This is a genomic window from Sphingomonas sp. G-3-2-10 (genome assembly GCF_012927115.1).
GTDB lineage: Bacteria > Pseudomonadota > Alphaproteobacteria > Sphingomonadales > Sphingomonadaceae > Sphingomonas.
This window is the reverse complement of sequence record NZ_JABBFY010000001.1, coordinates 2,865,239-2,890,470: the sequence shown is the minus strand read 5'-3', so window position 1 is coordinate 2,890,470 and position 25,232 is coordinate 2,865,239. Positions and strand designations below refer to the sequence as shown.

Here is a 25,232-nt window from a genome sequence, read left to right as displayed (position 1 = left end):
ATGATGCGGAAACTCTTGCTGATCGGCGCGGCGCTTGTCGCATGGTCCGGCGTGGCGAACGCCCAGACGCCTCCCGCGCCCGTCGCGACGCCCACGCCGACGCCGGGTGAGGACGACGAGGGGCCGATCATCGATCTGCGTGGCGGCCAGCGCAGCGAACTCCCGATCATCATCCCGGTGATGCCGACCAACCAGTCGGCCTCGACGCCCGCCGGCACCACCGACGAGCTTGGCCGCCAGCTCTCCAAGATCATCGACGACGATCTGCGCAACACCGGCATCTTCAAGACCGTCGGGCCGACCGCGGCGCGGCCGATCGCCTATTCCGAAGTCAACACGCCCGACTACGAAAGCTGGGGCGCCTATGCCTCGCAGGCGCTGGTGCAGGGCTATGTCCGCGCCAATGGCAACGGCACGCTGACCGTGGGCTGCTATGTCTATGACGTGGCGTCGCGGCGCGAGCTGATCCGCGAAGGCTTTGTCGTATCGCCGGGCGAATGGCGCCGCGCCGGCCACAAATGCGCCGACGCCATCTATGCGCGCCTCACCGGCGACGGCCCCTATTTCGACAGCCAGGTCGTCTATGTCGCCGAGCGCGGGCCCAAGAACCGCCGCATCAAGCAGCTGGCAATCATGGATCAGGACGGCGCGAACCACCGCTTCCTGACCAATGGCCAGACGATCGTGCTCACCCCGCGCTTCTCGCCGGACCAGAGCAAGATCGTCTATATGAGCTACGAGCAGCGCAAGCCGGCGATCTACATCTACACGATGGGCACGCGCCGTTCGCATCTCGTGGCGTCTAACGTGAACCTCAACTTCGCGCCGCGCTTCTCGCCGGACGGGCGCTGGGTGCTGTTCTCGATGGCGGTCAACGGCAATGTCGATCTCTATCGCGTCGGTTCGGGCGGGGGCGGCACGCCGCAGCGGCTGACCACCGCCCCGGGCATCGATACCGGCGGCAGCTATTCGCCCGATGGCAACAGGATCGTGTTCGAAAGCGATCGCGGCGGCCGCCAGCAGCTCTACGTGATGAATGCCGATGGCTCGAACCAGAACCGGATCAGCTTCGGCGGCGGCAATTACGGCACCCCGGCATGGAGCCCGCGCGGCGATCTGATCGCCTTCACCAAGATGGGCGGCGGCGCGTTCCGCATCGGCGTGATGAGCCCGGGCGGTAGCGGGGAGAAGCTGCTGACCAACAGCTGGGGCGACGAGGGGCCGAGCTGGGCGCCCAATGGCCGCGTGCTGATGTTCTTCCGTTCGGCACAGGGTTCGGGCCGTCCGGATCTGTGGTCGGTCGACGTCAATGCGGGCCACTCGCGCAAGATTCCGACCCCGCTGGACGGCTCCGATCCCAGTTGGGGACCGATTCGCCCCTGAAACGTTACAGCAATCCATGCTATGCCCGGCGCGGACGGGCTTGTGACAATAGCCAATGAGGAGACCAACATGGCCAAAATCCTGACCAGCATGATGCTCGGCGCAGCGCTGATCGCGACTTCAGCCTGCACCAAGAAGCCCCCGGTAACGGTGGTGCCGCCGAGCGAGGAAGGCCCTGTCGTCGACAATGGCGGCAATGGCGACGACATCGCCGGTCCGCTGAACGAGCGCTTCAAGCGCGAAGTGAGCAGCGACACGATCCATTTCGCGCTGGATCAGTATGACATCGATCCCGAAGCGCGCTCGATCCTCGACAGCCAGGCGCGCTGGCTGGTGGCGAACCCGCAGGCCCGCGTGACGCTCGAAGGCCATTGCGACGAGCGCGGCACCCGCGAGTACAACCTCGCGCTGGGCGATCGCCGCGCCAATGCCGCGAAGAACTATCTCGCCGCGCGCGGCGTCTCGCCGAGCCGGATCAGCACGATCAGCTACGGCAAGGAGCGCCCGCTGGCGCTGGGTTCGGACGAACGCAGCTGGGCGGCCAACCGCCGCGCGGTGACCATCGTCATCAACTGATCCGGTCTCCGGACCTGAATCGAAGGCCGTCGGAGCACCCGCTCCGGCGGCCTTTTCGATTCCGCTTGACCGTCACCCGGAACGATATAAATACGATATCATAATTTCGGGAGGTAAGAATGAGCGACATCAAGAGCGGCGGCCCCGCGCTCCGGCAGAGCAGCGAGAGTTCCGCGAGCACCGCCAGCGGCTATGGAATGCTGATCCTGCTGCTCGTGATCCTCGTCGGCGGTCCGGCCTTCGGCATCTGGGCGGCGCAGCGGAATATGGATGCGGCGGCCGGCATCACGCTGGTGGTGGGCAGCATCGCTTTCGCGTTCATCGCGATCGGCTTCTACCTGCTCCAGCCCAACCAGGCGGTCGTGATCACCCTGTTCGGCGACTATAAGGGCACCGATCGCACCACCGGCCTGCGCTGGACCTGGCCGTGGATGATCAAGAAGAAGCTGTCGGTCCGCGCCAACAACATCATCTCCGAACGGATCAAGGTGAACGATCTGCGCGGCAACCCCATCGAGATGGCGGCGCAGGTGGTGTGGCGCGTGACGGACTCGGCGCAGGCGCTGTTCGACGTCGACGATTACAAGGCATTCGTGAACGTCCAGATCGAAGCGGCAGTCCGCACCATCGGCTCGCGCTATCCCTATGACGATTTCGAACATCAGGAAGTCACGCTGCGCGGCAACCACGATCAGGTGGGTGCGGAACTGCGCCTCGAACTGATCGAGCGGCTGAAGGTGGCGGGCATCACCGTCGACGAATGCGGCTTCACGCACCTTGCCTATGCGCAGGAGATTGCCGGCGCGATGCTGCGGCGTCAGCAGGCGCAGGCGGTGGTCGCGGCGCGCCAGACCCTGGTCGAAGGCGCGGTCGGCATGGTCGAGATGGCGCTCGACCAGCTCAGCGCGAAGAATGTCGTCGAGCTCGACGACGAACGCCGCGCGGCGATGGTGTCCAACCTGATGGTGGTGCTGTGCGGCGAGCGCGACACCCAGCCGATCGTCAACGCAGGGTCGCTGTACCAGTAAGGCGGCTGGCGTGTCGGCTCCCCCCAAGAAGGCGTTTCCGCTCCGCCTCGATCCCGCGCTCTACGCGGCGATCGAGCGGTCGGCGGCGACCGATCTGCGCAGCGTCAACGCCCAGGTCGAATGCCTGCTGCGCGAGGCGCTGGGCAAGCGCGGCGTGAAGCTGGCGGACCCGGTCCGGGCGAAGCGCGGGCGTCCGCCCAAGGATAGCAAGGACGAATGAAATGCGTACGAACACATGCCCCAAATGCCAGGGTTCGATGGTCCAGGGCTTCATGCTCGAAGAGAATCAGGGCCTCAAGTCGGTCAGCAGCTGGGTCGAAGGCGCGCCGGTAAAGGGCTGGTTCGGGGTGAAGCTCGGCCGGCAGGCGAAGTATGAGATCCAGACGTGGCGCTGCGGCCGGTGCGGTTTCCTCGAAAGCTATGCGAAGGGCTGAGCCCTCCAATCCATCGAAACGGGAGGACGGGATGATGTTCATGATGGCTCATGCGAAGCCCGGGCGGGTGAAGCTGCTCGTGGTCGCCGCGATCGCCATGATCGGGATCGGCGCAGGGGTGATGTTCCTGTGACCGGTTATTGGTTCCGGGCGAAGCGCTTCGGCTGGGGCGTGTCGCCGGCGAGCTGGCAGGGCTGGGTCGCCACGCTGGTCGTGGCGACGCTGAGCGTCGCGATCGCGTTCCTCGCCAAACGGTTCGGTACGGCGTTCCTGGCGCTGCTGATCCCGGTCCTCGCCATCTATGTGATGCTGTGTGTCAACAAGACCGAAGGCGGGATGCGCTGGCGCTGGAGCGGTGAAAACTAACCCAGCGCTTCGTCCAGCAGCCGTGCCAGCCGCAACCCGCCGCGCACCACCTGCAACCGCGACGGATCGACCAGCCGCTCGATCGTCGCTTCGTCCAGCCGCACGCGCTGCGGCGTCGGCCCGCACGGATCGCCGCCCAGCGCGGTCGCATAGGTAACGTCGCGGGCGATGGTCCAGCTCTCGCGGCTCCACTCCTCGACGGTGCCGGCCATGATCGGCGTGCGCTCGGCCTGCGGATAGAGGCGGACGAGCGACGGCGGGGTCGAGATGGCGCGTTCGGCAAGCCATCCGTCCCACACGCTGTGCAGGTTCAGCCGCTCGGGCGCGTAGATGCCATAGGCCGCGCGGACTCGGTTCCCGCCCAGATCGTCATGATCGCCGGCATGGAGCGGCATATGCAGGTCGCCGACGAAATGGATCAGGAAGGCGAGCGCCTGGATCCGTTCGCGCAGCGGCACTTTCGGATCCTTGAGCAGCTTCATGTCGCGCTCGACCTGCGCCGACACGCAATTGCCGTCGCGGCAGGCGCTTTTCAGGTCGAACGGCTTGCAGACATTGACGTTCTGATAGTGCCACGACGAGGTGTAGCTGAAACGGGGCCCCAGCTTCTTGAGGCAATCGGCCCAGACGCTGGCTTCCTCGATCGTCCGCGCCGGGCATTCCGGCGTCTCCAGCATCGAGGATCGCGCGAGCATCCGCTGGATCGCGACGCGCGTCTGCGGCTTCACGTTGCGATAGGCGATCTGGGCAACGGTCTCGTGCCCATATTCCCAATAAGCGAAGGCCGGGCTGGGGAGCAGGGCGGCGATTGCCGCGAGCAGCGGAAGGAGTGCGCGAATCATGCGGGAAGCCTTACTCAATCCTCCCCCGGAGGGGGAGGGGGACCGCGAAGCGGTGGGAGGCTTGCCCCAAGCGATATCGCCTGTGGCGCTCCCCCTCCGTCAGCTGCGCTGCCACCTCCCCCTCCGGGGGAGGATTTGAACTTCACTGCTCGCCGTAAAATTCCACGACGCGTTCGCCGTTCGACGATGCCTTGCCCCGGTACATGCCAGGGGTGTTGAAGCTCCACGCCATCTCGCCGGTCGGCCCGGTGACGATCACCCCGCCGGTGCCGCCCAGATCGCGGGTCTCCGCCATCACCGTGTCGGCGGCCTGCTTCAGCGTCTCGCCCTTGAAGCGCACCCTTGCGCAGATCTCGTGCGCCACGCCTTCGCGGATGAAGAATTCGCCCGCGCCGGTGGCCGAGACCGCGCAGGCGCGATTGTCGGCATAGGTGCCCGCGCCGATGACCGGCGAATCGCCGATCCGGCCCCAGCGCTTGCCGGTCAGCCCGCCGGTCGAAGTCGCGGCGGCGACATTGCCGTGGCTGTCCATCGCCACCGCGCCGACCGTGCCGTATTTCAGGTCGACGTCGAACCAGTTGGCCCGGCGCGACTTGAGCTCGTCGAGCTGGCGGCGGCGCTCGGGGGTGCCGAACCAGCTATTCTCCACCTGCTCCAATCCCTGCTCGCGCGCGAACTCGTCGGCGCCTTCGCCGCTCAGCATCACGTGCGGGCTATGCTCCATCACCGCACGGGCCAGCGCTACGGGATGGCGCGTGGTGGTCGATCCGGCGATCGAACCCGCCGCGCGGGTGCGGCCGTCCATGATCGCCGAATCGAGTTCGTTGATCCCGTCCCAGGTGAACACCGCGCCGCGCCCGGCGTTGAAATGCGGATCGTCCTCCAGCACCTGCACCGCGGCCTGCACCGCGTCGAGCGCGGTTCCGCCCTCTTCCAGCACCTTGGATCCGGCGGCCAGCGCTGCCTCGAGCCCAGCGCGGACGCCTGCTTCGGCTTCGGGCGTGATCCGGCTCTTTTCGATGATCCCGGCCCCGCCGTGGATCACCAGAGTCCATTTGGGGCGCTCCTGCGCACTGGCGGGGTTGGTCATCAGAAAGGCTCCGAGCAGTATCAGGAAGAGGCGCATCACGGCACTCCCACGGGTTGCGCCGCCGCCTTAGCAGATCGTCCGGGCCGTGCCAGCCGCAGCCCGATCAGCGGCCGCAGGAACGTGATTTCGCGCCCGATCAGATAGAATGCCCAGCATCCCGCTACGGTTGCCGCGACGAGGATGACGAACTCCGCGCCCGGCGAAAGCGCGAAGGACAGCAGCCACCATCCGGCCAGCACGATGATGCTCTGATGGATGATGTAGAAAGGGAACACCGCCTCGGTCAGCATCGGCCGCCATTTGTGATCGCGGTTCCAATAGCGATCGGCGATCCCGATCAGCGCGAGCACCGCGCACCAGCCTTGCATCAGCCGCGCGGCGCGGAACAGCATCGCCCATTCGGCGGGCGCGCGGGTGTCGCCCGGCCACGCCATCTCGATTCCCGCGACGACTCCATAGCCGAGCAGCGCCAGTATGGCGGCGACCTTCCACCAGCGCCGGATCGCGGCCCAGGTGCCGGGCGCATCGCGCAGGAAAAAGCCGAAGACGAAGGCGGGAAAATACATGCGGTGCGCGACCATATCGTCGACCAGCGCATGGGTTTCCTTCGCATCCGGTCCGCTGATCGCCATATGCACCGCCAGCCATGCGATCGGCACGATCAGCAGCCCCGGACCGCTCAGCAGATCGTCCATGAACCGCGCGAAACTCTCCTGCGCGCGGGCGGGCGTCACCGCGATGATCCCCACCACCAGCATGGTGTACACCCACAGATAGACCACGAACCACAGATGCTGCCATGTCGGCACGACGATCCCGTCGATCGCCTCGAAGCGGAAATAGTCGCGCGTCCAGAAACGCGCGAAGCTGCCCGCATAGCCGTGCTTGAACATCAGTTCGATCCACGGCTGGACCGGGATCAGGAGGATCATCGCGAAGACCAGAGGGATCAGCAGCCGTGCCGCGCGCGACGTCACGAACGCCGCGACGCTTTCCTTTCCATACAGCGCCGCGCTGGCATAGCCCGCCACCACGAACAGCAACGGCAGCCGCCATGCGTTGGCCGCCAGCATCGGCACCGCCACCCAGTCGAGCGGCTGCGCGGTCTTCACGTGCCACCCCCAGGGCACGAAGAACATGCCGATATGATAAAGGATCAGCAGCGCGAACGCCCCGATCCGCAGCCAGTCCATCCCGTAATGCCGGTCCATCCGGTCCCTCCTCTTGCGATGCGCGATGGCTAGCGGGCGGCCCGCCGCGCCTCTATCGAAGAGGGAGGAATGGCGGCGGGCGCGGGATGGCGGATCGGGCGGCAGGGACGAACGGCGGGGGAGGCGGGGCGAGCGGCGATGCGCTGCGCCGCCGGCATCTGCTGTGGCTGATCGCGGGCGGGATCGCTTTCATTGCGATCCAGTCGGTCGCCAATGTCGAATCGACGATCGAGGACATGGCCAAGCTGGGCGTCGCCGAGACGCGCGCGCACGTCTGGACGTGGCAGCTGACCAGCGTCGCGGTGTGGATCGCGCTGATCCCCTTGCTGTGGTGGCTCACCGCGCGGCTGCGGCCGCCGCGTTTCTCATGGGGCATGGCGGTGCTGCTCCACGCGCTGGCGACGGCGCCGGTGTCGCTGGTCCATGTCGTCGCGATGGTCGCGCTGCGGAAGCTGGTCTACGCGAGCGGCGGCGAGAGCTATGCGTTCGACGACTGGCCGATGGCGCTGCTCTACGAATATCGCAAGGACGTCGCGACCTATGCGATGGGGCTGGCGTTCGTCGGATTCGGCCAGTGGCTTCTCGCCCGGCCGTTGCCGGAGAGCGATGCCGCCACGATCCTCGAAATCCCCGACGGGAACATGGTCCATCGCGTGCCGGTCGACGAGATCGACTGGGCGGCGTCGGCGGGCAACTATGTCGAGATCGCCTGGGGCCAGCGGATCCTGCTCCACCGTTCGACGCTGGCGGCGGTGGAAGACCAGCTCGGCAGCGGCTTCGCGCGGATCCATCGCGGGCGGCTGGTCCGCCGCGCGGCGGTGCGCTCGGTCGAAACCGACCGCAGCGGCGACTTTACCGTGACTCTAGCCGGCGGGACCGAGCTGCGCGGCAGCCGCCGGTTTCGCGAGGGGCTTTGACGAAAGCCCGATGAACGGGCGCAGCCAGCCAATGTCGCGACCGATCAGGTAGAAAGCGAGGCAGGCTGCCGCCGTGCCAGTGAACAGCAGCACGAATTCCGCGCCCGCGCTCAGCTTCAGCGGCAGGCTGTACCAGGCCAGCAGCACGATCACCGGATGGTGGATCAGGTAGAAGGGGAACACCGCTTCGGCCAAAGTCGCGCGCCACGGATGGTCTCGATTCCACCATGTCTGGGCGATGTGGAACAGCGCGACGATCATGAACCAGCCCATCGCGATCCGCGCCGCCCGGTCGATCGCCATCGCGCCATGCCCGATCGGCGTCGCGCCGGGATAGTTGAGCTCCATCGCCACATCGATCGCGCCCGCCACGGCGGCGAGCAGCAATGCCGGTTTCCACACCCGCGCAATCGCTGGCCACAACGAAAGCGTGCCGCCAAGGACGAAGCCCGCAAGGAAGATCGGCAGATATTGCGCATGGCCGGACCAGTCGCGGAACAGCCCCTGCCGCTCGGGCACGACGAACAGCAGCGCCAGCTTCATCGCGACCAGCGCGAGGGCCGGCGCCCACAGGATGCGGTTGCCCGTCGCCAGCCACGCGGCGGCCTTGTCGAACAGTGCGAACACCCGTTCGCCGCGCCATGCCAGCGCACCGGCCAGCAGGAAGGTATAGGCCGCCAGATAGGCGACGAACCACAGATGCTCCCAGCTCGGGAATTCGCGGCCGTGAAATTCGCCCCAGCGCCAATAATCGCTGGTCCAGAAATGGAGGTACGAGCCGGTATAGCCGCCCTCCATCACCAGCACCCACATCTCCAACGGCACCAACACGACCATGCCGAAGCCCAGCGGAATCAGCAGCCTTCTGACTCGGGATCGCGCGAACGGCCCGGCGCTGCCCGACTTGTCGAACAACGCGCGCGAGGCATAGCCCGAGACCGCGAACAGCAACGGCAGCCGCCACGGCGTCAGCAGCGCCATCGGCCCGATCAGACCGGGGAAGTGATAGGCGGTGTGGATCACCCACTGCCACGGCGCGAAGGCCATGCCGATATGGTAGAGGATCAGCAGCGCGAACGCAGCGATGCGCAGCCAGTCGAGCCCATAATGGCGCTGGCTTGGGGTACTGCTCGAACTGGCGCCACTCGGGTGCATCGCCATTCCCTTAGCGGCGGCGCGTAAGGGAAGCGTTACGGGAACGTTCCGTACGCAGTTTCCCTTAGCTTCATGCTTTCGCAACCGGTTCGCCCCGAAAGGGTGGCGAAGGGTGCGGGAGGAAATTCGATGACGATCAATCCGTTAAACGGATTCCTGAGCGCAAGCGATCTGCCGCCGCCGGCGCCCGGCCGCTCGCAGATCGACGCGATCCTCGACGCCGTGCGCCAGCATCTCGGCATGGAAATCGCCTTCGCCTCGCGATTCGTCGGTGACCGGCGGCAATTCACGCATATCAGCACCGATATCCCGGTGCCGTCCAAGCCCGGCGATTCGGAGCCGAGCGAAGACACGTTCTGCTATCATATCCTGCACGGCCGCTTGCCCGAACTGATCGCCGATGCCGGCGAAATCCCTTTCGCCCGCACCTTGCCGATCACCGATGCGCTGCCCGTCGGCGCGCATATGAACGTGCCGCTGCGGCTCAAGGACGGCAGCGTCTATGGCAGCTTCTGCTGCCTCAGCCGCACGCCCAACCATACGCTCAACGCACGCGACCTCAGCACGCTGCGCGCGTTCGCCGACCTCGCGATCGACCAGATCGAGCAGCAGCGCGACGCCGATCGCGCGCAGGCGCTGATCGGGGCGCGCGTCGAGGAAGCGATCGACCTCGGTCAGCCCGCCATCTTCCTCCAGCCGATCCACCGGCTGGCAACTGGCCGCAGCGCCGGGTGCGAAGCGCTCGCCCGCTTCGCCGACGCAGGCCAGCGTCCGCCCAACGAGTGGTTCGAGGAAGCGTTCGAAGTCGGTCTCGGCATCGATCTTGAACTGGCGGCGGTGCGCAACGCGCTCGCCGCCAGCGCTTATGTGCCGGGCGATCATTATGTCTCGATCAACGTTTCGCCCGAGACGGTGCTTTCGGGCCGGTTGCTGCCCTTCCTCCGTGAGGCGCAGGTGCCGAACCTCGTCCTCGAACTGACCGAACATGCGCGGGTGGAGAATTACAGCGAGCTGCGCGGATCGCTCGACCGGCTGCGCGAATATGCGCGGATCGCGATCGATGATGTCGGCGCGGGCTATTCCAGCCTGCGGCACATCATCGCGCTCGAGCCCGATATCCTGAAGCTCGACATGAGCCTCACCCGCGACGTTGACCGCGATCTCGCCCGCCGCGCGCTGGCCAGTGCGCTGGTGGGTTTCGCTACCCGCATCGGTGCGTCGATCGTGGCGGAGGGGATCGAGCGTTGCGAAGAACGCGACGTGCTGCGCGAACTCGGGGTCACCTATGGGCAAGGCTATCTGTTCAGCCGCCCGATGCCGCTGGTGGCTGCGCAGCAGCATATGCTGGGGGTGGCGGCGACCGCCGAACCGCATGCGCCGGCGACGCCTTCGCGGCGTGTCGCGTAGATTTCGTCCGCTTTCGGTGCAGGCGCACGCCGGGCGTTCCCTTGAGACCGCAGCGCGAGTATAGCGCCACCCATGTCCATCCGTCCCTGGCGCGATATCCATCGCCGCACCTCGCGGCAGATCATGGTCGGCAACGTCCCCGTCGGGGGCGATGCCCCGGTGACGGTCCAGACCATGACCAACACGCTCACCTCCGACGCAAAGGCGACGATCGACCAGATCCGCCGCTGCGAGGATGCCGGCGTCGACATCATCCGGGTGAGCTGCCCCGATGTCGAATCGACTGCCGCGCTCAAGCAGATCGTCCGCGCCAGCCGCGTGCCGATCGTCGCGGACATCCATTTCCACTATAAGCGCGCGCTCGAAGCTGCCGACGCCGGCGCCGCCTGCCTGCGCATCAATCCGGGGAATATCGGCTCGGCCGCACGCGTGAAGGAAGTGGTCGATGCGGCCAAGGCCAATGGCTGCGCGATTCGCATCGGCGTGAATGCCGGTAGCCTCGAAAAAGACCTGCTCGAGAAATATGGCGAGCCGTGTCCGGAAGCGCTGGTCGAGTCCGCGATGGATCACATCAAGCTGCTCCAGGACCATGACTTCCACGAATATAAGGTCGCGGTGAAGGCCAGCGATCTGTTCCTCGCGGTCGCCGCCTATCAGCAGCTTGCCGAGATGGTCGATTGCCCGCTGCATCTGGGCATCACCGAAGCGGGCGGGTTCGTCGGCGGGACGGTCAAGTCGTCGATCGGGATCGGCTCGCTGCTCTGGTACGGCATCGGCGATACGATCCGCGTCAGCCTCTCGGCCGAGCCGGAAGAGGAAGTCCGCGTCGGCTTCGAGATTCTGAAGGCGCTGGGCATTCGTAACCGGGGTGTCCGCGTCGTCTCCTGCCCCAGCTGCGCGCGGCAGGGCTTCGACGTGATCCGCACGGTGCAGGCGCTGGAGGAACGGCTCCAGCATATCCGCACCCCCATGTCGCTTTCGGTGCTCGGCTGCGTGGTCAACGGCCCCGGCGAAGCGCGCGAGACCGACATCGGCATCACCGGCGGCGGCAACGGCAAGCATATGGTCTATCTGTCGGGCGTGACCGACCATCACGTGCAGGATGCCGGGATGATCGATCACATCGTCAAGCTGGTCGAAGCCAAGGCCGCCGAGATCGAAGCGACGAACGACAGCGCGGCGCAGGCGGCCGAGTGAAGGGCAAAGCCGTCTCGCACAAGCAGGACGGCGCAACCGCAGTCGGCGCCACGGCCACCGGCGCATCCGCGACGGGCATCTCGACCGCGACGGCGGTAGCGGTCGGCGCGATGGCGATGGGGGCGCTCGCGCTCGGCGCCTTCGCCATTGGCCGGCTGTGGATCGGCAAGGCCCATATCCGCACGCTGCGCATCGACGAGCTGCAGTTGGGCCGGATCACTCGCTTCGATCCGGACGACGAGACGGCATAGCTTCCGCAAGCACCCTCTCGCCTTTGTTACGCCCCCGCGCTAGGCGGCGATTCATGCCCGCGACCGAACCCATTGCCGTGCTCGGCGATACGCTGATGCTTGTGGCGGCGCTGCTCGCCGCGCGCTGGGCGATCGTCGCGGCGAAGGGGGCGGAGGGCTGGTCCGGCTGGGTCGCGATCTGGCTGCGGCGCGTCGCGGTCGTCTCGATCCTGCTGCTCGCGCTGCGCCTCGTCACCATCGCCGCCAACCGGCCCGAGATCGCAGCGCCGGTCAGCGGGTTCATCGCGATGATCCTGTTCGGCGGCATCGCGGCGCTGGTCGCCGATCACTGGATCGTCCGGCTGATCGAGACGCGGGCGCGCCGCTCATGAGTGCGAAGTCTCAGGTCGTCCCCGCCTATCTCGCGGCATGCGCGGGCATCGCGCTCTATTCGGTGATGGACGCGGTGATGAAGGCCGTCTCGCTTCAGATCGGCGCGTACAACACGCTGATCTGGCGGCTCGGCGTCGCGGTGGTGCTGACCGGCATCCTCTATGCGGCCACGCGCCCGGTGATGCCGATCCGCTCGACGCTCAGGGTCCATTTCTTCCGCGCGATCCTTGTTGCGGTGATGGCGATGGCGTTCTTCTGGGGCATCGTCCGCGTGCCGCTGGCCGAAGCGATCGCGCTGTCGTTCATCGCGCCGCTGATCGCGCTGGCGCTGGCCGCGCTGGTGCTGAAGGAAAAGGTCGGCCCGCGCTCGGTGCTGGGCTCGCTGCTCGGCCTCGCCGGCGTGGCGGTGGTCGTGGCCGGGCGGATCGGCGGCACGCACAGCCACGAGACATTGCTCGGCATGGGCGCGGTCCTGGTGTCGGCGGTCTTCTATGCCGTGAACCTCGTCGTCGCGCGGCATCAGGCGCAACTCGCCAAGCCGCTGGAGATCGCCTTTTTCCAGAATATGTTCGTCACCGGTCTGCTCGCGCTGGCCGCGCCGTGGTTCCTCGAACTGCCCGCCGCGCCGCACTGGCCGGGGATCGGCGCGGCCGCTCTGCTCGCCACCGCATCGCTGCTGCTGCTCAGCTGGGCCTACGCCCGCGCCGAGGCGCAGATCCTCGTGACGGTCGAATATACCGCCTTCATCTGGGCGGCGATCATGGGCTGGATCTGGTTCGACGAGCCGCTGACACTGGCGACCATCGCCGGCACCTTGCTGATCGTCGCGGGCTGTTTGATGGCGGTGCGCAAACAATCGGGTGCGCCCGAAGCGGAGGCTGGACTGCAATGATCACGATACGCGCAGCGGGACCCGAGGATTTCGACCTGATCGCGAGCTTCATCCGCAAGCTCGCCGATTACGAGAAGCTCCTCCACGAAGTCGTGTTCGACGACGAAACGCTGCGCCGCCATCTGTTCGGCGACCGCCCCGCCGCCGAAGTGATCATCGGCGAGGTCGATGGCGCACCCAAGGGCTTCTCGCTGTTCTTCCAGACCTTCTCCACCTTCGAAGGCAAGCCCGGCATCTGGCTGGAGGATCTGTTCGTCGAACCCGACGCGCGCGGATCGGGCCTCGGCCGCGCGCTGCTGTCGAAGCTGGCGTCGCTGGTGGTCGAGCGCGGCGGGGCGCGGCTCGAATGGGCGGTGCTCGACTGGAACGAACTGGGCAAGGGCTTCTACCGCACCATCGGCGCGGCGCCGGTCGAAGGCTGGGAGCGCTGGCGGATGGAAGGCGATTCGCTGCGGAGCCTCGCCGGCTGATGGCGTTCGATGCCGGTCTCGTCGACTGGGTGATCGAGGCGCTGGAACCGCTCGGTACCGTCTCGATGCGCCGGATGATGGGCGGCGCGACGCTCTATCTCGACGGCATCGTCTTCGCCGTGGTCGACGACAGCGAGGTCTGGTTCAAGGCCGATGCCGTCAGCGCGCCGGTATGGGACGAAGCGGGATGCGATCGCTTCACCTTCACCGGCAGCGACGGCAAGGTCGAGACGATGAACTATCGCCGTGCGCCGGCGGACGTCTATGACGATCCCGACGCGATGCGCGAATGGGCAGCGCTCGCAGTGGCTGCCGGGGAACGCGCGCCGAAGAAGAAGCCTAAAAAGCCGAAAGCCTAGCCGCCGCCCAGCACGTTGATCGTGAAGGCGATCACGCCAAGATTGAACACGAACGCCGCCAGACAGTGCAGCGTCACCACCTGCCGCATCCGGCGATCGGTCACCGACACGTCGCTCGTCTGGAAGGTCATGCCGAGGCAGAAGGCGAAGTAGAGAAAGTCCCAATAATCGGGCTCGGGCGTTTTCGGATATTCCAGCCCGCCCGCGTCGCTGCCGTCCGCATCCTTGTAGAAGAGATGGGCGTAGTGGAGCGCATAGATCAGGTTGGAGAAGACCCAGCTGATCGACAGCGTGCCGATGATCTTCGCCAGCGTCAGCGGATGACGCTCCCCGCTTTCCATCAGGATGCTCGCGATCGACGCCAGCACGACGAGGCTCACCGCTATGGTCAGCAGCAGCAGCAACACCCGGTTGGCGTCGTTGCGCAGCGCAGAGACGCGCATCCGCTCGGACTCATGGCTCAGCAGCGGCAGGCAGGCGAGGATGAACAGCAGCGCCGCACCGTCGAACGCCAGCATCGCGCCATAGCGCAGGCCGTAGAGCGGAATGGCGAGCCAGCAGCCGCCGGCCAGCGCGAGGATGAACAGGATGAAGCGCGGCGGCGCGATCAGGTTGCCGATGCTCCAGCGATGCTTCCGGGCCGCCATACCGGACAGGCTACGCCTTATCGCGCCCCGCGACCAGAGTGGGCCGGATCGCCGCGACGATCGCGACGATCAGCAACGCGGTCCAGGCCCAGCGATGCCCTTGCATCATCAGCGGGCTGCGCGGGTCGGCAAGGATCATCCACAGGGCCACCGCACCGCCCAGCGCGACCGGCACCGCCCCGGCGCGCGCCAGCCATGTGCCTTTCACCAGCAGCGTCGCGATCATCAGTTCGCCCAGCGCCAGCAGCACGAACTTGGCGTGCACCGCCAGCCAGAGCGGGGTGAACCAGTGCGCATCGCCGGGGAAGCCGTTCGGGATGCCGAACAGCGCCACGCCCTCGATCTCGTCGAACAACCCTGCGAGCGGCAGCACCGCCACTGCCGCCAGCGCCAAAGAGCGATGGACCGGCCGCAGCGCCCAGGCGGCCAGCGCTAGAAAGGCGGTGTAGGCGGGAATGAACCACGCCATGTCGAGCCACAGCCCGGCGCGCTGCGCCGCGATCATCGTCGTGCGGCACGGCTCGTCGCCGAACAGCGACAGCATGTCGGCGGAGGAGCGGACCAGCTCGAATGCGATGATCGGCCCCGCGCCCCAGGTCGGCCCGCAGGCCGTGCCGAGGTGCGGGATCGCGCCGAACCCGAAGGATGCGGCGGTGGTCGCCAGCCCGGCGAGTGCGCAGACGCGCCAGGCCAGCGCCGGGGTCAGGCTGCGGCTGCCTTGGCGGCCTTGGCCACCTTCGCGGCCTCGATCGCTTCGAGCACGATCCGCTTGGCTTCCTCGGCATCGCCCCACTGGCCGATGCGCACCCACTTTTCGGACTCGAGGTCCTTATAGTGTTTGAAGAAATGCTCGATCTGCTGGAGCACGATCGAGGGCAGGTCCTGCCGCTCGCCCACGTCCGAATAATAGGGGAAGGTGGTGTCGACGGGGACGCAGATCAGCTTCTCGTCGCCGCCGGCTTCGTCTTCCAGCTTGAGCACGCCAATCGGACGCGCGCGCACGACGCAGCCCGGGATGAAAGGCGATCGCGAGATGACCAGCGCGTCGAGCGGATCGCCATCGGGCGACAGCGTGTGCGGCACGAAGCCATAGTTCGCCGGATAGCGCATCGGGGTGTGCAGGATGCGATCGACGAACAGCGCGCCCGATTCCTTGTCGAACTCATACTTTACCGGCTCGCCGCCGGTCGGCACTTCGATGATCACATTCAGGCTGTTCGGTGCGTCGTCGCCGACCGGAATCATATCAATACGCATGTCAAACCTATGCAGGATGCGCTGCCCCGCTCATTTGGGCTGAAGCAGCTTGTCGAGACCGGCCTCTCCTTCACCGATCTTTTCGAGGTGCGGATAGCGCAGGCCTTCGCGATAGTCGATGACGACTTCGCGGTATCGGTCGCCGCTTTTCAGCAGCAGCCGGATCGGCTCCTTGCCGTCCTTGTTGCCGACCACCGCAGCCTTCAGCCGGTCCTGCGTATAGCCGCGTCCGTTCACGGCGATGATCTCGTCGCCCAGGTCGATCCCGGCCTTGAACGCGGGGCCGTCCCACATCACCTGGCTGATCCCGCTGGCGCCCATCATCAGGCCCAGCGAGTACATCAGGTCCAGACTGGTCTTCGGCGTCGCCTTGTTGGGCTTGTCGGTATAGACCAGCCGGTATCCGTTGCGGACGAACCCGTCGAGCGGCGCATGCTCGGTCGTCGAATAGACCTGCTCGTTCAGCAAGGTGCGCCAGTCATAGGGCACGATGTCGTTCAGCGTCTTGACGATGTCCTCGATGGTGAAGGGCAGCACGCCATAGTCGCCGTCGCGCATCCCGTAGAAGGCGCGGTCGTAATCGTCGATCGACTTGGTCCCGCCGCTCTTCTCGCGCAGGATCGAATCGATCGCCATCCACGTCATCAGCCCGTCGACATAATAGTCTTCCGAACGCTGCCAGCTCAGCCAGCCCTTGGGCGCGCGGGCGGTGATGATCGGATCGTTGGTGGTGTCGAGGATCGAACGCCAGTGACGGCCGGGGCGCGTGTCCTGAAGCGCGGCGTAACCGGCCAGCACTTCCAGCGTATCTTCCTTGGTCATCAGGCCCGAACGGGCGCCCAGCACATATCCGATGAACTGGTCGTGCCCTTCATAGGCCCACAGCATCGAATTGCGCATCGGCTGGCGGAAATCGACCACGATCTGATCCGCGCCGCGGCGATATTTGCCGACCCAGCTATGGGTATATTCGTGCGAGAGCAGGTTGCGCGAGGTGTTCTGATCGTCCCACTTGGCGAAATAGCCGAGACCCACACCATTTTCCGAGCTGCGGTGATGCTCGACGCCGATGCCGCCCATTTCCGCGCTGATCGCGAACAGGAATTCGTAGCGGTCGTAATGCTGCGACCCGAACAGCTTGATCGCCTGATCCACCAGATTGCGGTGCTTCTGGATATGCTCTTCCTTGGCTTCCAGCTCCTCGGGGCTGTCGGCAAAGACGTTCAGGTCGACGCGCTCGCCCAGGTTGAACTCGCGATAATAGCGGCCGGCGAAGACGGGCGAATCGACCAGCACTTCGAAATCCACCTTGTCATAGGTGTAGGTCGCGCCGTCGGTCTTGGCGGGAATCGCGGAGGCGGCGGTCCAGCCCTCGGGATAGGTCGCGCTCGCGATCACCGGGATACGGCGCGCGTAATAGCCGGCGGGATAGAGGGCGAGCGAATACCATTGCAGGTTCATCATCGCCGGAGTCATCACGATGCGGCCCTGATCGGATTTGGTGGCCGACAGGAACTGGAACTCGACGTCCAGCGTCTTCACGCCCCTGGGCACTTCGATATGGAAGGCAAACACGTCCACCGGATCGCGCCGCCATGCCAGCCGCTGGCCGTTGGCGAAAATCTGGAGGCCCGCCATCTTGTCGATCTCGCCGCGTGGGCCGTGCTTGCCGGGAATCCATTTCGGATAGAGCAGCACCATATGCCCGCTCTTCGCGACCGGGATGGTCTGCTTCACCCGGAAGATGCCCTGCTGCACATTGGTCGCATCGACATACAGCATCATCGTGCCGGGATAGGCGACGTCGCGCGGCGCGGGGATGGTGTCGCGGAAGGGCACGCGGTGCGGCGCGGAGTTTCCGGGGACGTTCTGGGCGATTGCGGGTGCCGCGCTGGCGAGCAGAGCGGCGGTAAGGAGGATGGGGCGGAACATGATCGGGGAGCCTTTCGGCGGAATGGGGAGATGCCGGAGGTCATAGGCAATTGAAAGCGGGGCGGTAAAGCTTGGGGCGCACCAGCTCGTCCCTGACAGAGTTCACGGCTCACTAACCATTCGCCGTTACGTCTCGCAGCCATGTATCACGATCCCGAACTGGCCCTTCAGGCAAAGGCCGATCCCCGCCCCAAATCGGCGGTGAGCGGCGCAGTCGGGTTTATCGGTCTGGCGGGCATGGTCGCGTGGATCGTCATCGCGCGGCACTATGGCCTCGATGGCCCGTTCTCGGCACTGGTCAATGTCGCCGCGGTTGGCGTGCCGATGATCCTCTGGTCGATCTTCGTCGACAAGGTGCATCGCAATCCCTCCACCGGCATCGACTGGTCGAACGTCCGCCCGTGGCGCGAGACGCTGGAGATCAGCGGCACCAAGCTTGCCGGGCTGTGGCTCACTTGGGGCGGCATCGCGATCATCTATGCTGGCGGCAAATTCTGGTGGGAAACGCGCTACGCCAATTTCCCCTTCGCCATGTGGTGCTTCGAAATGGTTGCGCCCTGGCTGTTCCTCGCTTCGATCCCCTATGTGATGTGGCTAGACCGGCGGCTGGTGAACCCCAAGGATGGCGCCTATGCGCTGGGCAGCTGGGCGATGGGCAATGGCGAGGCCGACAAGCCCGCCATCTACAACCATCTGCGCAGCTGGGCGGTGAAGGGCTTCTTCCTCGCCTTCATGGTCTCGATCGTCCCGCCGGGCTTCGGCGAGTTCGTCCGCTGGGACGCGGCGACGATCTTCCAGAACCCCGTCGCGCTCGCCAGCTTCTGCATCACCTTCATGTTCGTGATCGACGTCGCCTTCGCGACCGCGGGGTACATCCTTACCTTCCGCCCGCTCGACAGCCATATCCGCACCGCCAATCCCTATGCGGCGGGCTGGATGGCGGCGCTGATCTGTTATCCGCCCTTCCTGATGATGGGCGATGGCGGCCCGCTCGACTATCACGAAGGCACCGCCGACTGGGCCTATTGGTTCGCGGGCCATCCTTGGGTGCTGAGCGTGTTCGGCGTGGTGCTGGTCGTGCTGACCGGCATCTATGCCTGGGCGACAATCGCCTTCGGGATGCGCTTCTCGAACCTCACGCATCGCGGCGTGCTGACCCACGGACCTTATGCGTGGACGCGCCACCCGGCCTATCTCGCCAAGAACAGCTTCTGGTGGATCTCGACCCTGCCGTTCCTCGCGACCACCGGCAGCTGGTACGACGCGGCGTCGAACAGCTTCATCATGGCGCTGGTCAGCGGCGTCTATTACTGGCGCGCCAAGACCGAGGAACGCCATCTGAGCGAAGACCCGGCCTATATCGCCTATGACGAATGGATGACCCGCAACGGCCCTGTCCCGCGCGCGTTCGCATGGGCAGGCGGGCTTATCGGCCGGAAGTAAGCGTCAGAACTTCGCTTCATCGTACACCCGCGAGATATCGCCGCCCCAGTCGCCGTTGAACCGGTCGAGCAGCACCTGCGCCGGCACCTTGCCCGTCCGCACGATCTCGCGCAGCGGATCGAGAAAGCCGGTTTCGTTGTCGCCCGAAGCGTTGAACCGCTGGCGCGCGGCAAGGCCCGCGCCCGCAATGTCGAGCACCTCTCCGGCAATGTCGCGCAGCTTGCGCCCGCCCGGTACCGGCGCGTCGAGCGCCAGTTTCGGCACCGAATCGCGCAGCGTCTGGCGCTCATCGATGGTCCAGCCCTTCACCAAGTCCCACGCCGCATCGAGCGCACCATCGTCATAAAGCAGCCCGACCCACAAGGCGGGCAGCGCACAAATCCGCCCCCAGCGCCCGCCATCGGCGCCGCGCATCTCGAGGAACTGCTTCATCCGCACTTCGGGGAACGCGGTTGAGAGATGGTCCGCCCAATCGTCGATCGTCGGCTTGTGGCCGGGATAGGCGGGCAATTCGCCCTTCAGGAAGTCGCGGAAGCTCTGCCCGGCGGCATCGATATATTTCCCGTCGCGATAGACGAAGTACATCGGCACATCGAGGGCGTACTCGGCGTAGCGCTCATAGCCGAAGCCCTCCTCGAACACGAAGGGCAGCATACCGGTGCGCGCCGGATCGGTGTCCGACCAGATGTTGCTGCGGAAGCTCAGGAACCCGTTGGGCTTGCCCTCGGTGAAGGGCGAATTGGCGAACAGGGCAGTCGCCAGCGGCTGGAGCGCGAGGCCGACGCGAAACTTCTTCGCCATGTCTGCTTCGGATGCGTAGTCGAGATTCACCTGGATCGTGCAGGTGCGCAGCATCATGTCGAGGCCCAGCGATCCCACGCGCGGCATGTGGCGCAGCATGATCTCGTAGCGGCCCTTGGGCATGATCGGCAGCTCGGCGCGCGTCTTGTCGTGCCACATGCCCAGCCCGAGGAAGCCGATACCGAGCTGGTCGCCGATCGCCTTCACCTGCTCCAGATGCCGTCCGGTCTCGGCGCAGGTCAGGTGGAGATTGTCGAGCGGCGCGCCCGAAAGCTCGAACTGGCCGGCCGGCTCGAGGCTGATCGCCCCGTCGGGGCCGGACAGGGCGATGACGTTCTCGCCCTCATAGACCGGCTTCCAGCCATATTTGGTGAGGCCGATCAGCAGCGCATGAATGCCGCCGGGCTCCTCATAGGAAGGCGCGCGATGGCTGTCCTTCCAATAGACGAACTTCTCGTGCTCGGTGCCGATGCGCCAGCGCTCGCGGGGCTTCTCGCCGCGTGCGAAATAGTCGACCAACTGAGCACGGTCTTCGATGACCGGCGAGTTGCTGTTCGAAACGGTCTTCGTGCTCATTTCGCGCATTTAGCGATTGGGCAGGCGCTTCGCCAGAGGTGTTGCCCTTATGATTTCATAAGCGTCACAAACCAGATCGTCCCCCTTGCGGGGGATCACCAATCCCCCGCCGCCGCCATCCACACCGCAACCGCCGCCGCCGCTGCGGTCTCGGCGCGCAGGATGCGCGGACCCAGCGCGATGCCCACCGCCTGCGGGTGCGCGCGGATCGCGTCGCGCTCGGCATCGTCGAAGCCGCCTTCGGGTCCGATCAGGATCGCCGCTGGCCCCGGTCGCGCGCGCATCGCCTCGGCCGCGGGCAAACCACCCGCCTCATCGGCGAAGAACAGCGCCCGATCCTCCGGCCAGTCGCGCAGAAACGCCGTCAGCTTCACCGGCTCGTCCAGCGAGGGCAGGGCAGTGCGCCCGCATTGCTCCGCCGCTTCGATCATATGGCTGCGCAGCCGCTCGAGGTTGAGCTTGTCCACCACGCTCCGCCGCGTCAGCACGGGTCGCAGCCGGTCCACCCCCAACTCGCACGCCTTCTCCGCAACCCAGTCGATTCGCCCCTTCTTGATCGGCGCGGCGCACAGCCACAGATCGGGCACCGCCTCGCGCTCTCGCAACTGCTGGGTGATGTCGAGGATCAGGTCGCGCTTGCCGACATGTGCCGCCACGCCCAGCCATTCGCCGGTGCGATCGTCGAACAGTTTCACCGGATCGCCGATCTTCATCCGCATCACCGAGACGAGATAATGCGCCTGCCCGCCATCGATGCGGATCTGCTGCCCCTGCGCCAGCTCGCCTTCGACGAACAGGCGCGGTGTGGATTGCGGCGGCCAGGCGGGCGTCGCGGCCATCACTTTTCCAGAAACAGTTCGGTCAGCGCGGGCGGCACGCGCATGATGCGACCGGTGGCGCGATCGATGATCGCCCAGGTCGTCTTCGCCTCGACGCGGACCTTCCCGTCGCTGCCGGTGAAGCGCACATTGCGGTCGAACCTTGCCCCGCGCGGCGGATCGCTGACCCAAGTTTCGCCGGTCACCGTCTCGCCTTCGGCCACATTGCCGCGATAATCGATCTCGTGCCGCGTCACGACCCAGAAGCTGCCGTCCTGATCGGCCTGCGGCGCCCACGCTTCCCAATGCGCCACGGCGATGTCCTGAATCCAGCGGACCCAGACGGCATTGTTGACATGGCCGAGGATGTCGATGTCCTCGGGCATGGCGGTGAAGGTCATGGTGAAGCGCGTCATCGCGCTCCTGATGCCGCTCAGCGGATCGTGGTGCAAGCGAGCGGCGGCAGGTTCGGCTGGGTGAAGGTCATGTCATAGCCCTTGCCGCGCAGCTCGTGGCCCTGACCCTTGTACCAGATGCCCGATGCCGCGCGCTCCTGCTGCAATACCGCCAGCGTCTTGCCGCCGCGTGCAACCGTCGCCCGGCCATTGTCGGGATCGAAGCGGACCGCGATCTTGGTCCCGTCCATGCAGCGGAACCGCGCCGCCGAGCGATTGTCCTCGACCGGAGCGGGGGAGGGCGCCGGCGTGGCGCCAGTGGCATTCGCAATCGAGGCATTTTCGGCGGCAGCATTCGCTTCGGCTTGAGCGCGCTCCTCGGCGATGCGTTCTTCCTCGGCTTCGCGCGCGGCCTTCTCGCGCGCAATGTCCAGCGCTTCCTTGTCGACCGCTTCCAGATTGTACACGTCGGCGCCGGGATTGCGCGTATCGTCCGACGCGTTGCAGGCGGCGAGAGGCAGGCAGGCGAGCAGCAGGAAAAGGCGCATCCGGATCCTCGAAACGACGTTACGGCGACAAACCGAACGCGAACCAGATGCGCCTGTTCCGTCGATCCGGCCAGCCCTAATTCGGGCCGGGCCCGGTTCGGACCAGGCTCAGTCCGGGAACGGCTGGTTGCCGACAAAGCCGAGTTGGGTGATGCCCTGCTTCTTCACGATCGCCAGCACCTGGTCGAACCGGTCGTATCGCGTTTCGGGATCGGTCTGCATGTGCAGCGTGGTCCCCGCGTCGGCCAGCGGCGCGAGCAGCCCGGGAAGCTGGGTGTCGGTCACCGGCGCGCCATCCCAGAACAGCACGCCCCGCGCGTCGATGCTCAGCTTGTGCGGCTTGTCGACGGGCGCGCTGGCCGGGCCGCCCTGCGGCAGGTCGACCGGCACCTGATGGCTCTGGATCGGAATGGTGATGATCATCATCACCAGCAACACCAGCAACACGTCGATCAGCGGCGTGGTGTTCATCTCGCCGATCGGCGCGGCGGCGTTGAGGGGAACGGCACGGGACGCACTGGACATGGCACCTCTCCTTCAATTGATGATGTAACATCACATCGATGAGAAGGGAGGGCAAGTTATTTTCGTCACCCCGGCCTTGAGGCGGAGTCCCGCTTGCAGCGCTGACAGTGAGCGGGACCCCGGATTAAATCCGGGGCGACGCCGATATGATTGGTGCAGCCTCACCCGTCCCGCCGGAACGGCATCATTTCCCCGAAAAATTCCTGCTCTTGGCGCACCGCGTCGCGCTCGCGCTCCAGAAATTCGCTCACCGCGCGGCGGAATCCCGCATCGGGCAGATAATGCGCGGACCAGGTCGTGACCGGCGCATAGCCGCGCGCCAGCTTGTGCTCGCCCTGCGCCCCGGCCTCGACCCGGGCCAGCCCGCGCGCGATTGCAGCATCGATCGCCTGATAATAGCAAAGCTCGAAATGGAGGAACGGCACTTCCTCCACCGCGCCCCAATAGCGCCCGTACAGCGTGTCCGCGCCGATCAGGTTGAGCGCCCCCGCAATGGGCTGTCCGCCGCGCTCGGCCAGCATCAGCAGCACCTTGTCGCCCATGCTCTCGCCCAGCATCGAGAAGAAGTCGCGGGTCAGATAGGGCCGGCCCCATTTGCGGCTGCCGGTGTCCTGATAAAATGCCCAGAAGGCGTCCCAATGCGCTTCGCCGATTTCGCTGCCGGTCAGATGGCGGACCGTCAGCCCCTCCAGCGCGGCGGCGCGCTCCTTGCGGATCGCCTTGCGCTTGCGGCTGGAAAGCGCGGCGAGGAAATCGTCGAAGCTGGCATAGCCCGCATTCTGCCAGTGGAATTGCAGCCCCTCGCGGATCAGCCATCCGGCCGCCTCGAACGCGGGCAGCTCGGCTTCGTCGAGAAAGGTGACATGCGCGGAGGACAGCCGGTTCTGGTCGGTCACAGCTTCGATCGCAGCGATCAGCGCGGGGGCGAGCGCGGGATCGCGGGTCAGCAATCGCGGTCCGGGCACCGGCGTGAACGGCACCGCGACCTGCAGCTTGGGATAATAGCGCCCGCCCGCCCGCTCCCACGCATCGGCCCAGCCATGATCGAACACATATTCGCCCTGGCTGTGGCTCTTGCCATAGGCCGGGGCGATGGCGGCGGGCCGCCCGTCCGCGCCGTCGATCACGATCGGCAGCGGCTGCCACCCGGTTTGGGCGGTAACCGATCCGGAGCGTTCGAGCGCCGAGAGAAAGGCATGGCCGACGAACGGATTTCCCTCGCCCGCGCACGCATCCCAGTCGCTCGCGGCAATCGAGGCGACACCGGGAGCGATGCGGGCGGTTACGGGCGGGGAGGTCACGGGCGGAATGTAGTCAACCGGTCGGCGTGGGCAATGGTGCGTGGATATCCTACCCCGCCTACGCAACGCAGCAATTCAACCTTTGCACGGAGAGAATATGAGCGCTCCCGAGGAACCTGTAAGCGGCCGCTTTGGCCCAGTTGGGCAATGCATCTACTGTCGAAGTGACAACGTTACGCTGAACATTGAACACATCATTCCATATTCCTTGGACGGCACTCTCGAGCTTCTGGCGGCTAGTTGCGACATTTGTACCAAGGCGACACATGCTTTCGAAGGGCATGTCGCTGGTCAAATTTTCGGAGATTGGCGTTTTCAGGCGGATTTTCCGTCGCGCCGTCGCACCAAGCGGGCTGCGACAGTTGACGTAAATGTCATATCGGGTCGCACCAGCGGTGAAATTCCGATCGACAGGCAGGATTATCGGGCATTTGTGCCGATTATTCGGCTTGAACGCCCCAACATATTTGATCGCCGTTCGGAGCCCGAAGAATTTATAATGCACTGTGATTTCGCGGCTACCAAAGGTCTCTCGGCTAAGGACATGGGTGTCGATTTTGTTATAAGAAAAGGCCAAATTAATCCATCAAAATTCTGCAGAATGTTGGCTAAAATTGCGCATGGATATGCGGTGTTATCTCTCGGAATTGATGGATTTGATCATCTTCTCACCCCGATGATATTGAAGGAAGGTGAACGTATATTTTGGTACGTCGGAGGGTACCCGGAAATAGCTCCTGCACTAAATTTCGCTATATCAGACACCATCATTCATGCGCTTTTGATATGGCAAAAAGATTCGCCAGATGGCGAGTCACTCGTCGGTGTTGATATACAACTTTTTGCAAATCTTAGAGATGTGCATCCCGACGTCTCTGGTTCGGGAATGCCGATTTATTCCGTGGTGGTGGGTAATTCTAACAGCCTCACGGGCGAAAGGTTTGGATCGGGCTTTTTCTATCCAAAAGTATCCAAACGTAGCGGCTCAACTCCACGCGATTAATGAATGAGGACCAGCATGGTGTAGCGAGCGAAGCTT

General features: G+C 65.4%; 30 protein-coding genes. 16 read left to right on the top strand and 14 right to left on the bottom strand.

Features of this window, described 5'->3' with window-relative positions; all coding sequences use genetic code 11:
• Nucleotides 1-3 precede the first annotated feature (3 nt).
• The 6 genes from tolB to HHL13_RS14525 all read left to right on the top strand — a co-directional run bounded on the left by tolB (nt 4) and on the right by HHL13_RS14525 (nt 3,787).
• Nucleotides 4-1,383, top strand: a complete 1,380-nt coding sequence (gene tolB / locus HHL13_RS14550) for a Tol-Pal system beta propeller repeat protein TolB (protein WP_240953711.1) — start codon at nt 4-6, stop codon at nt 1,381-1,383.
• A gap of 69 nt (nt 1,384-1,452) precedes the next feature.
• Nucleotides 1,453-1,959 (top strand): peptidoglycan-associated lipoprotein Pal, encoded by a 507-nt coding sequence (gene pal, locus HHL13_RS14545; RefSeq protein ID WP_169556344.1) that lies wholly within the window; start codon nt 1,453-1,455, stop codon nt 1,957-1,959.
• A 119-nt stretch (nt 1,960-2,078) separates the two neighbouring features.
• Nucleotides 2,079-2,987: an SPFH domain-containing protein gene (locus tag HHL13_RS14540; RefSeq protein WP_169556343.1), complete on the top strand. Its 909-nt coding sequence runs from the start codon at nt 2,079-2,081 to the stop codon at nt 2,985-2,987.
• A gap of 10 nt (nt 2,988-2,997) precedes the next feature.
• The gene (locus HHL13_RS14535) at nt 2,998-3,207 is read left to right on the top strand and encodes a toxin-antitoxin system HicB family antitoxin (protein ID WP_169556342.1); all 210 of its coding nucleotides are present in this window, start codon (nt 2,998-3,000) and stop codon (nt 3,205-3,207) included.
• A 1-nt stretch (nt 3,208) separates the two neighbouring features.
• Entirely contained in the window at nt 3,209-3,421 is a 213-nt protein-coding gene (locus HHL13_RS14530; protein ID WP_169556341.1) for a PF20097 family protein, read from the top strand.
• Nucleotides 3,422-3,550: 129 nt separating this feature from the next.
• Nucleotides 3,551-3,787: a hypothetical protein gene (locus HHL13_RS14525; protein ID WP_169556340.1), complete on the top strand. Its 237-nt coding sequence runs from the start codon at nt 3,551-3,553 to the stop codon at nt 3,785-3,787.
• Here the strand turns inward: HHL13_RS14525 and HHL13_RS14520 are convergent.
• The 3 genes from HHL13_RS14520 to HHL13_RS14510 form a co-directional block, all read right to left on the bottom strand.
• Complete coding sequence (locus HHL13_RS14520) at nt 3,784-4,629, bottom strand: S1/P1 nuclease (protein WP_169556339.1); 846 nt, start codon at nt 4,627-4,629, stop codon at nt 3,784-3,786. The genes HHL13_RS14525 and HHL13_RS14520 overlap by 4 nt on opposite strands.
• Nucleotides 4,630-4,771: 142 nt before the next feature.
• On the bottom strand, nt 4,772-5,719 hold the full coding sequence (locus HHL13_RS14515) for an isoaspartyl peptidase/L-asparaginase (protein WP_240953861.1): 948 nt from the start codon (nt 5,717-5,719) through the stop codon (nt 4,772-4,774).
• Nucleotides 5,720-5,754: 35 nt separating this feature from the next.
• Nucleotides 5,755-6,930, bottom strand: coding sequence for an acyltransferase family protein (locus HHL13_RS14510; protein ID WP_169556337.1), 1,176 nt, complete (start codon nt 6,928-6,930; stop codon nt 5,755-5,757).
• An 86-nt stretch (nt 6,931-7,016) separates the two neighbouring features.
• Between HHL13_RS14510 and HHL13_RS14505 the strand changes: the two genes are divergently transcribed.
• Complete coding sequence (locus tag HHL13_RS14505) at nt 7,017-7,847, top strand: LytTR family DNA-binding domain-containing protein (protein ID WP_169556336.1); 831 nt, start codon at nt 7,017-7,019, stop codon at nt 7,845-7,847.
• Here the strand turns inward: HHL13_RS14505 and HHL13_RS14500 are convergent.
• Entirely contained in the window at nt 7,794-9,002 is a 1,209-nt protein-coding gene (locus HHL13_RS14500; RefSeq protein WP_169556335.1) for an acyltransferase family protein, read from the bottom strand. The genes HHL13_RS14505 and HHL13_RS14500 overlap by 54 nt on opposite strands.
• A gap of 129 nt (nt 9,003-9,131) precedes the next feature.
• Here HHL13_RS14500 and HHL13_RS14495 point away from each other — a divergent pair, with 129 nt between their 5' ends.
• From HHL13_RS14495 to HHL13_RS14465, 7 genes are all read left to right on the top strand, one after another.
• Nucleotides 9,132-10,409 carry an EAL domain-containing protein gene (locus HHL13_RS14495; RefSeq protein ID WP_169556334.1) on the top strand — a complete coding sequence of 426 codons (1,278 nt, stop codon included), beginning with the start codon at nt 9,132-9,134 and terminating at the stop codon, nt 10,407-10,409.
• 72 nt (nt 10,410-10,481) lie between these two features.
• Nucleotides 10,482-11,606, top strand: coding sequence for a flavodoxin-dependent (E)-4-hydroxy-3-methylbut-2-enyl-diphosphate synthase (gene ispG / locus HHL13_RS14490; RefSeq protein ID WP_169556333.1), 1,125 nt, complete (start codon nt 10,482-10,484; stop codon nt 11,604-11,606).
• Complete coding sequence (locus tag HHL13_RS14485; protein WP_169556332.1) at nt 11,603-11,857, top strand: hypothetical protein; 255 nt, start codon at nt 11,603-11,605, stop codon at nt 11,855-11,857. The genes ispG and HHL13_RS14485 overlap by 4 nt, the downstream gene beginning before the upstream one ends.
• Nucleotides 11,858-11,910: 53 nt before the next feature.
• On the top strand, nt 11,911-12,228 hold the full coding sequence (locus tag HHL13_RS14480; protein WP_169556331.1) for a hypothetical protein: 318 nt from the start codon (nt 11,911-11,913) through the stop codon (nt 12,226-12,228).
• Nucleotides 12,225-13,121: a DMT family transporter gene (locus HHL13_RS14475; RefSeq protein ID WP_169556330.1), complete on the top strand. Its 897-nt coding sequence runs from the start codon at nt 12,225-12,227 to the stop codon at nt 13,119-13,121. The genes HHL13_RS14480 and HHL13_RS14475 overlap by 4 nt, the downstream gene beginning before the upstream one ends.
• Nucleotides 13,118-13,591: a GNAT family N-acetyltransferase gene (locus tag HHL13_RS14470; RefSeq protein WP_169556329.1), complete on the top strand. Its 474-nt coding sequence runs from the start codon at nt 13,118-13,120 to the stop codon at nt 13,589-13,591. Before HHL13_RS14475 ends, HHL13_RS14470 begins: the two co-directional genes overlap by 4 nt.
• Complete coding sequence (locus HHL13_RS14465) at nt 13,591-13,950, top strand: TfoX/Sxy family protein (RefSeq protein WP_169556328.1); 360 nt, start codon at nt 13,591-13,593, stop codon at nt 13,948-13,950. The genes HHL13_RS14470 and HHL13_RS14465 overlap by 1 nt, the downstream gene beginning before the upstream one ends.
• Here the strand turns inward: HHL13_RS14465 and HHL13_RS14460 are convergent.
• Genes HHL13_RS14460 through HHL13_RS14445 form a run of 4 tightly spaced genes read right to left on the bottom strand, consistent with a single transcriptional unit; the run spans nt 13,947 to nt 17,786 of the window.
• Nucleotides 13,947-14,597, bottom strand: a complete 651-nt coding sequence (locus HHL13_RS14460) for a DUF1345 domain-containing protein (protein ID WP_206376936.1) — start codon at nt 14,595-14,597, stop codon at nt 13,947-13,949. The genes HHL13_RS14465 and HHL13_RS14460 overlap by 4 nt on opposite strands.
• Nucleotides 14,598-14,607: 10 nt before the next feature.
• Nucleotides 14,608-15,390 carry a hypothetical protein gene (locus HHL13_RS14455; protein WP_169556327.1) on the bottom strand — a complete coding sequence of 261 codons (783 nt, stop codon included), beginning with the start codon at nt 15,388-15,390 and terminating at the stop codon, nt 14,608-14,610.
• A complete protein-coding gene (gene ppa, locus HHL13_RS14450) occupies nt 15,300-15,854 on the bottom strand; it encodes an inorganic diphosphatase (protein WP_169556326.1) in 555 nt (184 codons plus the stop codon). The genes HHL13_RS14455 and ppa overlap by 91 nt, the downstream gene beginning before the upstream one ends.
• Before the next feature lie 30 nt (nt 15,855-15,884).
• Complete coding sequence (locus HHL13_RS14445) at nt 15,885-17,786, bottom strand: collagenase (protein ID WP_169556325.1); 1,902 nt, start codon at nt 17,784-17,786, stop codon at nt 15,885-15,887.
• 141 nt (nt 17,787-17,927) lie between these two features.
• Between HHL13_RS14445 and HHL13_RS14440 the strand changes: the two genes are divergently transcribed.
• Nucleotides 17,928-19,229 carry an isoprenylcysteine carboxylmethyltransferase family protein gene (locus tag HHL13_RS14440; protein WP_169556324.1) on the top strand — a complete coding sequence of 434 codons (1,302 nt, stop codon included), beginning with the start codon at nt 17,928-17,930 and terminating at the stop codon, nt 19,227-19,229.
• 3 nt (nt 19,230-19,232) lie between these two features.
• On the opposite strand, the gene HHL13_RS14435 is transcribed toward HHL13_RS14440, so the two are convergent.
• The 6 genes from HHL13_RS14435 to HHL13_RS14410 all read right to left on the bottom strand — a co-directional run bounded on the left by HHL13_RS14435 (nt 19,233) and on the right by HHL13_RS14410 (nt 24,193).
• The gene (locus tag HHL13_RS14435; protein ID WP_169556323.1) at nt 19,233-20,606 is read right to left on the bottom strand and encodes a glutamate--cysteine ligase; all 1,374 of its coding nucleotides are present in this window, start codon (nt 20,604-20,606) and stop codon (nt 19,233-19,235) included.
• A gap of 95 nt (nt 20,607-20,701) precedes the next feature.
• On the bottom strand, nt 20,702-21,445 hold the full coding sequence (locus tag HHL13_RS14430) for a 16S rRNA (uracil(1498)-N(3))-methyltransferase (protein WP_169556322.1): 744 nt from the start codon (nt 21,443-21,445) through the stop codon (nt 20,702-20,704).
• Entirely contained in the window at nt 21,445-21,840 is a 396-nt protein-coding gene (locus tag HHL13_RS14425; RefSeq protein ID WP_169556321.1) for an acyl-CoA thioesterase, read from the bottom strand. The genes HHL13_RS14430 and HHL13_RS14425 overlap by 1 nt, the downstream gene beginning before the upstream one ends.
• Before the next feature lie 17 nt (nt 21,841-21,857).
• Entirely contained in the window at nt 21,858-22,367 is a 510-nt protein-coding gene (locus HHL13_RS14420; RefSeq protein WP_169556320.1) for an MliC family protein, read from the bottom strand.
• Between the two features lie 108 nt (nt 22,368-22,475).
• Nucleotides 22,476-22,892 carry a biopolymer transporter ExbD gene (locus HHL13_RS14415; RefSeq protein WP_169556319.1) on the bottom strand — a complete coding sequence of 139 codons (417 nt, stop codon included), beginning with the start codon at nt 22,890-22,892 and terminating at the stop codon, nt 22,476-22,478.
• A gap of 161 nt (nt 22,893-23,053) precedes the next feature.
• Complete coding sequence (locus HHL13_RS14410) at nt 23,054-24,193, bottom strand: GNAT family N-acetyltransferase (protein ID WP_169556318.1); 1,140 nt, start codon at nt 24,191-24,193, stop codon at nt 23,054-23,056.
• A 97-nt stretch (nt 24,194-24,290) separates the two neighbouring features.
• On the opposite strand from HHL13_RS14410, the gene HHL13_RS14405 reads away from it, so the two are divergent.
• Nucleotides 24,291-25,196: a hypothetical protein gene (locus tag HHL13_RS14405; RefSeq protein WP_169556317.1), complete on the top strand. Its 906-nt coding sequence runs from the start codon at nt 24,291-24,293 to the stop codon at nt 25,194-25,196.
• The last annotated feature ends 36 nt before the right edge of the window (nt 25,197-25,232 follow it).

Bases quoted from the DNA above. Each gene is read 5' to 3' on its own strand.
- tolB (WP_240953711.1), top strand. From the start codon at position 4: ATGCGGAAACTCTTGCTGATCGGCGCGGCGCTTGTCGCATGGTCCGGC.
- pal (WP_169556344.1), top strand. From the start codon at position 1,453: ATGGCCAAAATCCTGACCAGCATGATGCTCGGCGCAGCGCTGATCGCG.
- HHL13_RS14540 (WP_169556343.1), top strand. From the start codon at position 2,079: ATGAGCGACATCAAGAGCGGCGGCCCCGCGCTCCGGCAGAGCAGCGAG.
- HHL13_RS14530 (WP_169556341.1), top strand. From the start codon at position 3,209: ATGCGTACGAACACATGCCCCAAATGCCAGGGTTCGATGGTCCAGGGC.
- HHL13_RS14520 (WP_169556339.1), bottom strand. From the start codon at position 4,629: ATGATTCGCGCACTCCTTCCGCTGCTCGCGGCAATCGCCGCCCTGCTC.
- HHL13_RS14515 (WP_240953861.1), bottom strand. From the start codon at position 5,719: ATGACCAACCCCGCCAGTGCGCAGGAGCGCCCCAAATGGACTCTGGTG.
- HHL13_RS14510 (WP_169556337.1), bottom strand. From the start codon at position 6,930: ATGGACCGGCATTACGGGATGGACTGGCTGCGGATCGGGGCGTTCGCG.
- HHL13_RS14505 (WP_169556336.1), top strand. From the start codon at position 7,017: ATGGCGGATCGGGCGGCAGGGACGAACGGCGGGGGAGGCGGGGCGAGC.
- HHL13_RS14500 (WP_169556335.1), bottom strand. From the start codon at position 9,002: ATGCACCCGAGTGGCGCCAGTTCGAGCAGTACCCCAAGCCAGCGCCAT.
- HHL13_RS14495 (WP_169556334.1), top strand. From the start codon at position 9,132: ATGACGATCAATCCGTTAAACGGATTCCTGAGCGCAAGCGATCTGCCG.
- ispG (WP_169556333.1), top strand. From the start codon at position 10,482: ATGTCCATCCGTCCCTGGCGCGATATCCATCGCCGCACCTCGCGGCAG.
- HHL13_RS14480 (WP_169556331.1), top strand. From the start codon at position 11,911: ATGCCCGCGACCGAACCCATTGCCGTGCTCGGCGATACGCTGATGCTT.
- HHL13_RS14475 (WP_169556330.1), top strand. From the start codon at position 12,225: ATGAGTGCGAAGTCTCAGGTCGTCCCCGCCTATCTCGCGGCATGCGCG.
- HHL13_RS14470 (WP_169556329.1), top strand. From the start codon at position 13,118: ATGATCACGATACGCGCAGCGGGACCCGAGGATTTCGACCTGATCGCG.
- HHL13_RS14465 (WP_169556328.1), top strand. From the start codon at position 13,591: ATGGCGTTCGATGCCGGTCTCGTCGACTGGGTGATCGAGGCGCTGGAA.
- HHL13_RS14460 (WP_206376936.1), bottom strand. From the start codon at position 14,597: ATGGCGGCCCGGAAGCATCGCTGGAGCATCGGCAACCTGATCGCGCCG.
- ppa (WP_169556326.1), bottom strand. From the start codon at position 15,854: ATGCGTATTGATATGATTCCGGTCGGCGACGACGCACCGAACAGCCTG.
- HHL13_RS14445 (WP_169556325.1), bottom strand. From the start codon at position 17,786: ATGTTCCGCCCCATCCTCCTTACCGCCGCTCTGCTCGCCAGCGCGGCA.
- HHL13_RS14440 (WP_169556324.1), top strand. From the start codon at position 17,928: ATGTATCACGATCCCGAACTGGCCCTTCAGGCAAAGGCCGATCCCCGC.
- HHL13_RS14435 (WP_169556323.1), bottom strand. From the start codon at position 20,606: ATGAGCACGAAGACCGTTTCGAACAGCAACTCGCCGGTCATCGAAGAC.
- HHL13_RS14430 (WP_169556322.1), bottom strand. From the start codon at position 21,445: ATGGCCGCGACGCCCGCCTGGCCGCCGCAATCCACACCGCGCCTGTTC.
- HHL13_RS14425 (WP_169556321.1), bottom strand. From the start codon at position 21,840: ATGACGCGCTTCACCATGACCTTCACCGCCATGCCCGAGGACATCGAC.
- HHL13_RS14420 (WP_169556320.1), bottom strand. From the start codon at position 22,367: ATGCGCCTTTTCCTGCTGCTCGCCTGCCTGCCTCTCGCCGCCTGCAAC.
- HHL13_RS14415 (WP_169556319.1), bottom strand. From the start codon at position 22,892: ATGTCCAGTGCGTCCCGTGCCGTTCCCCTCAACGCCGCCGCGCCGATC.
- HHL13_RS14405 (WP_169556317.1), top strand. From the start codon at position 24,291: ATGAGCGCTCCCGAGGAACCTGTAAGCGGCCGCTTTGGCCCAGTTGGG.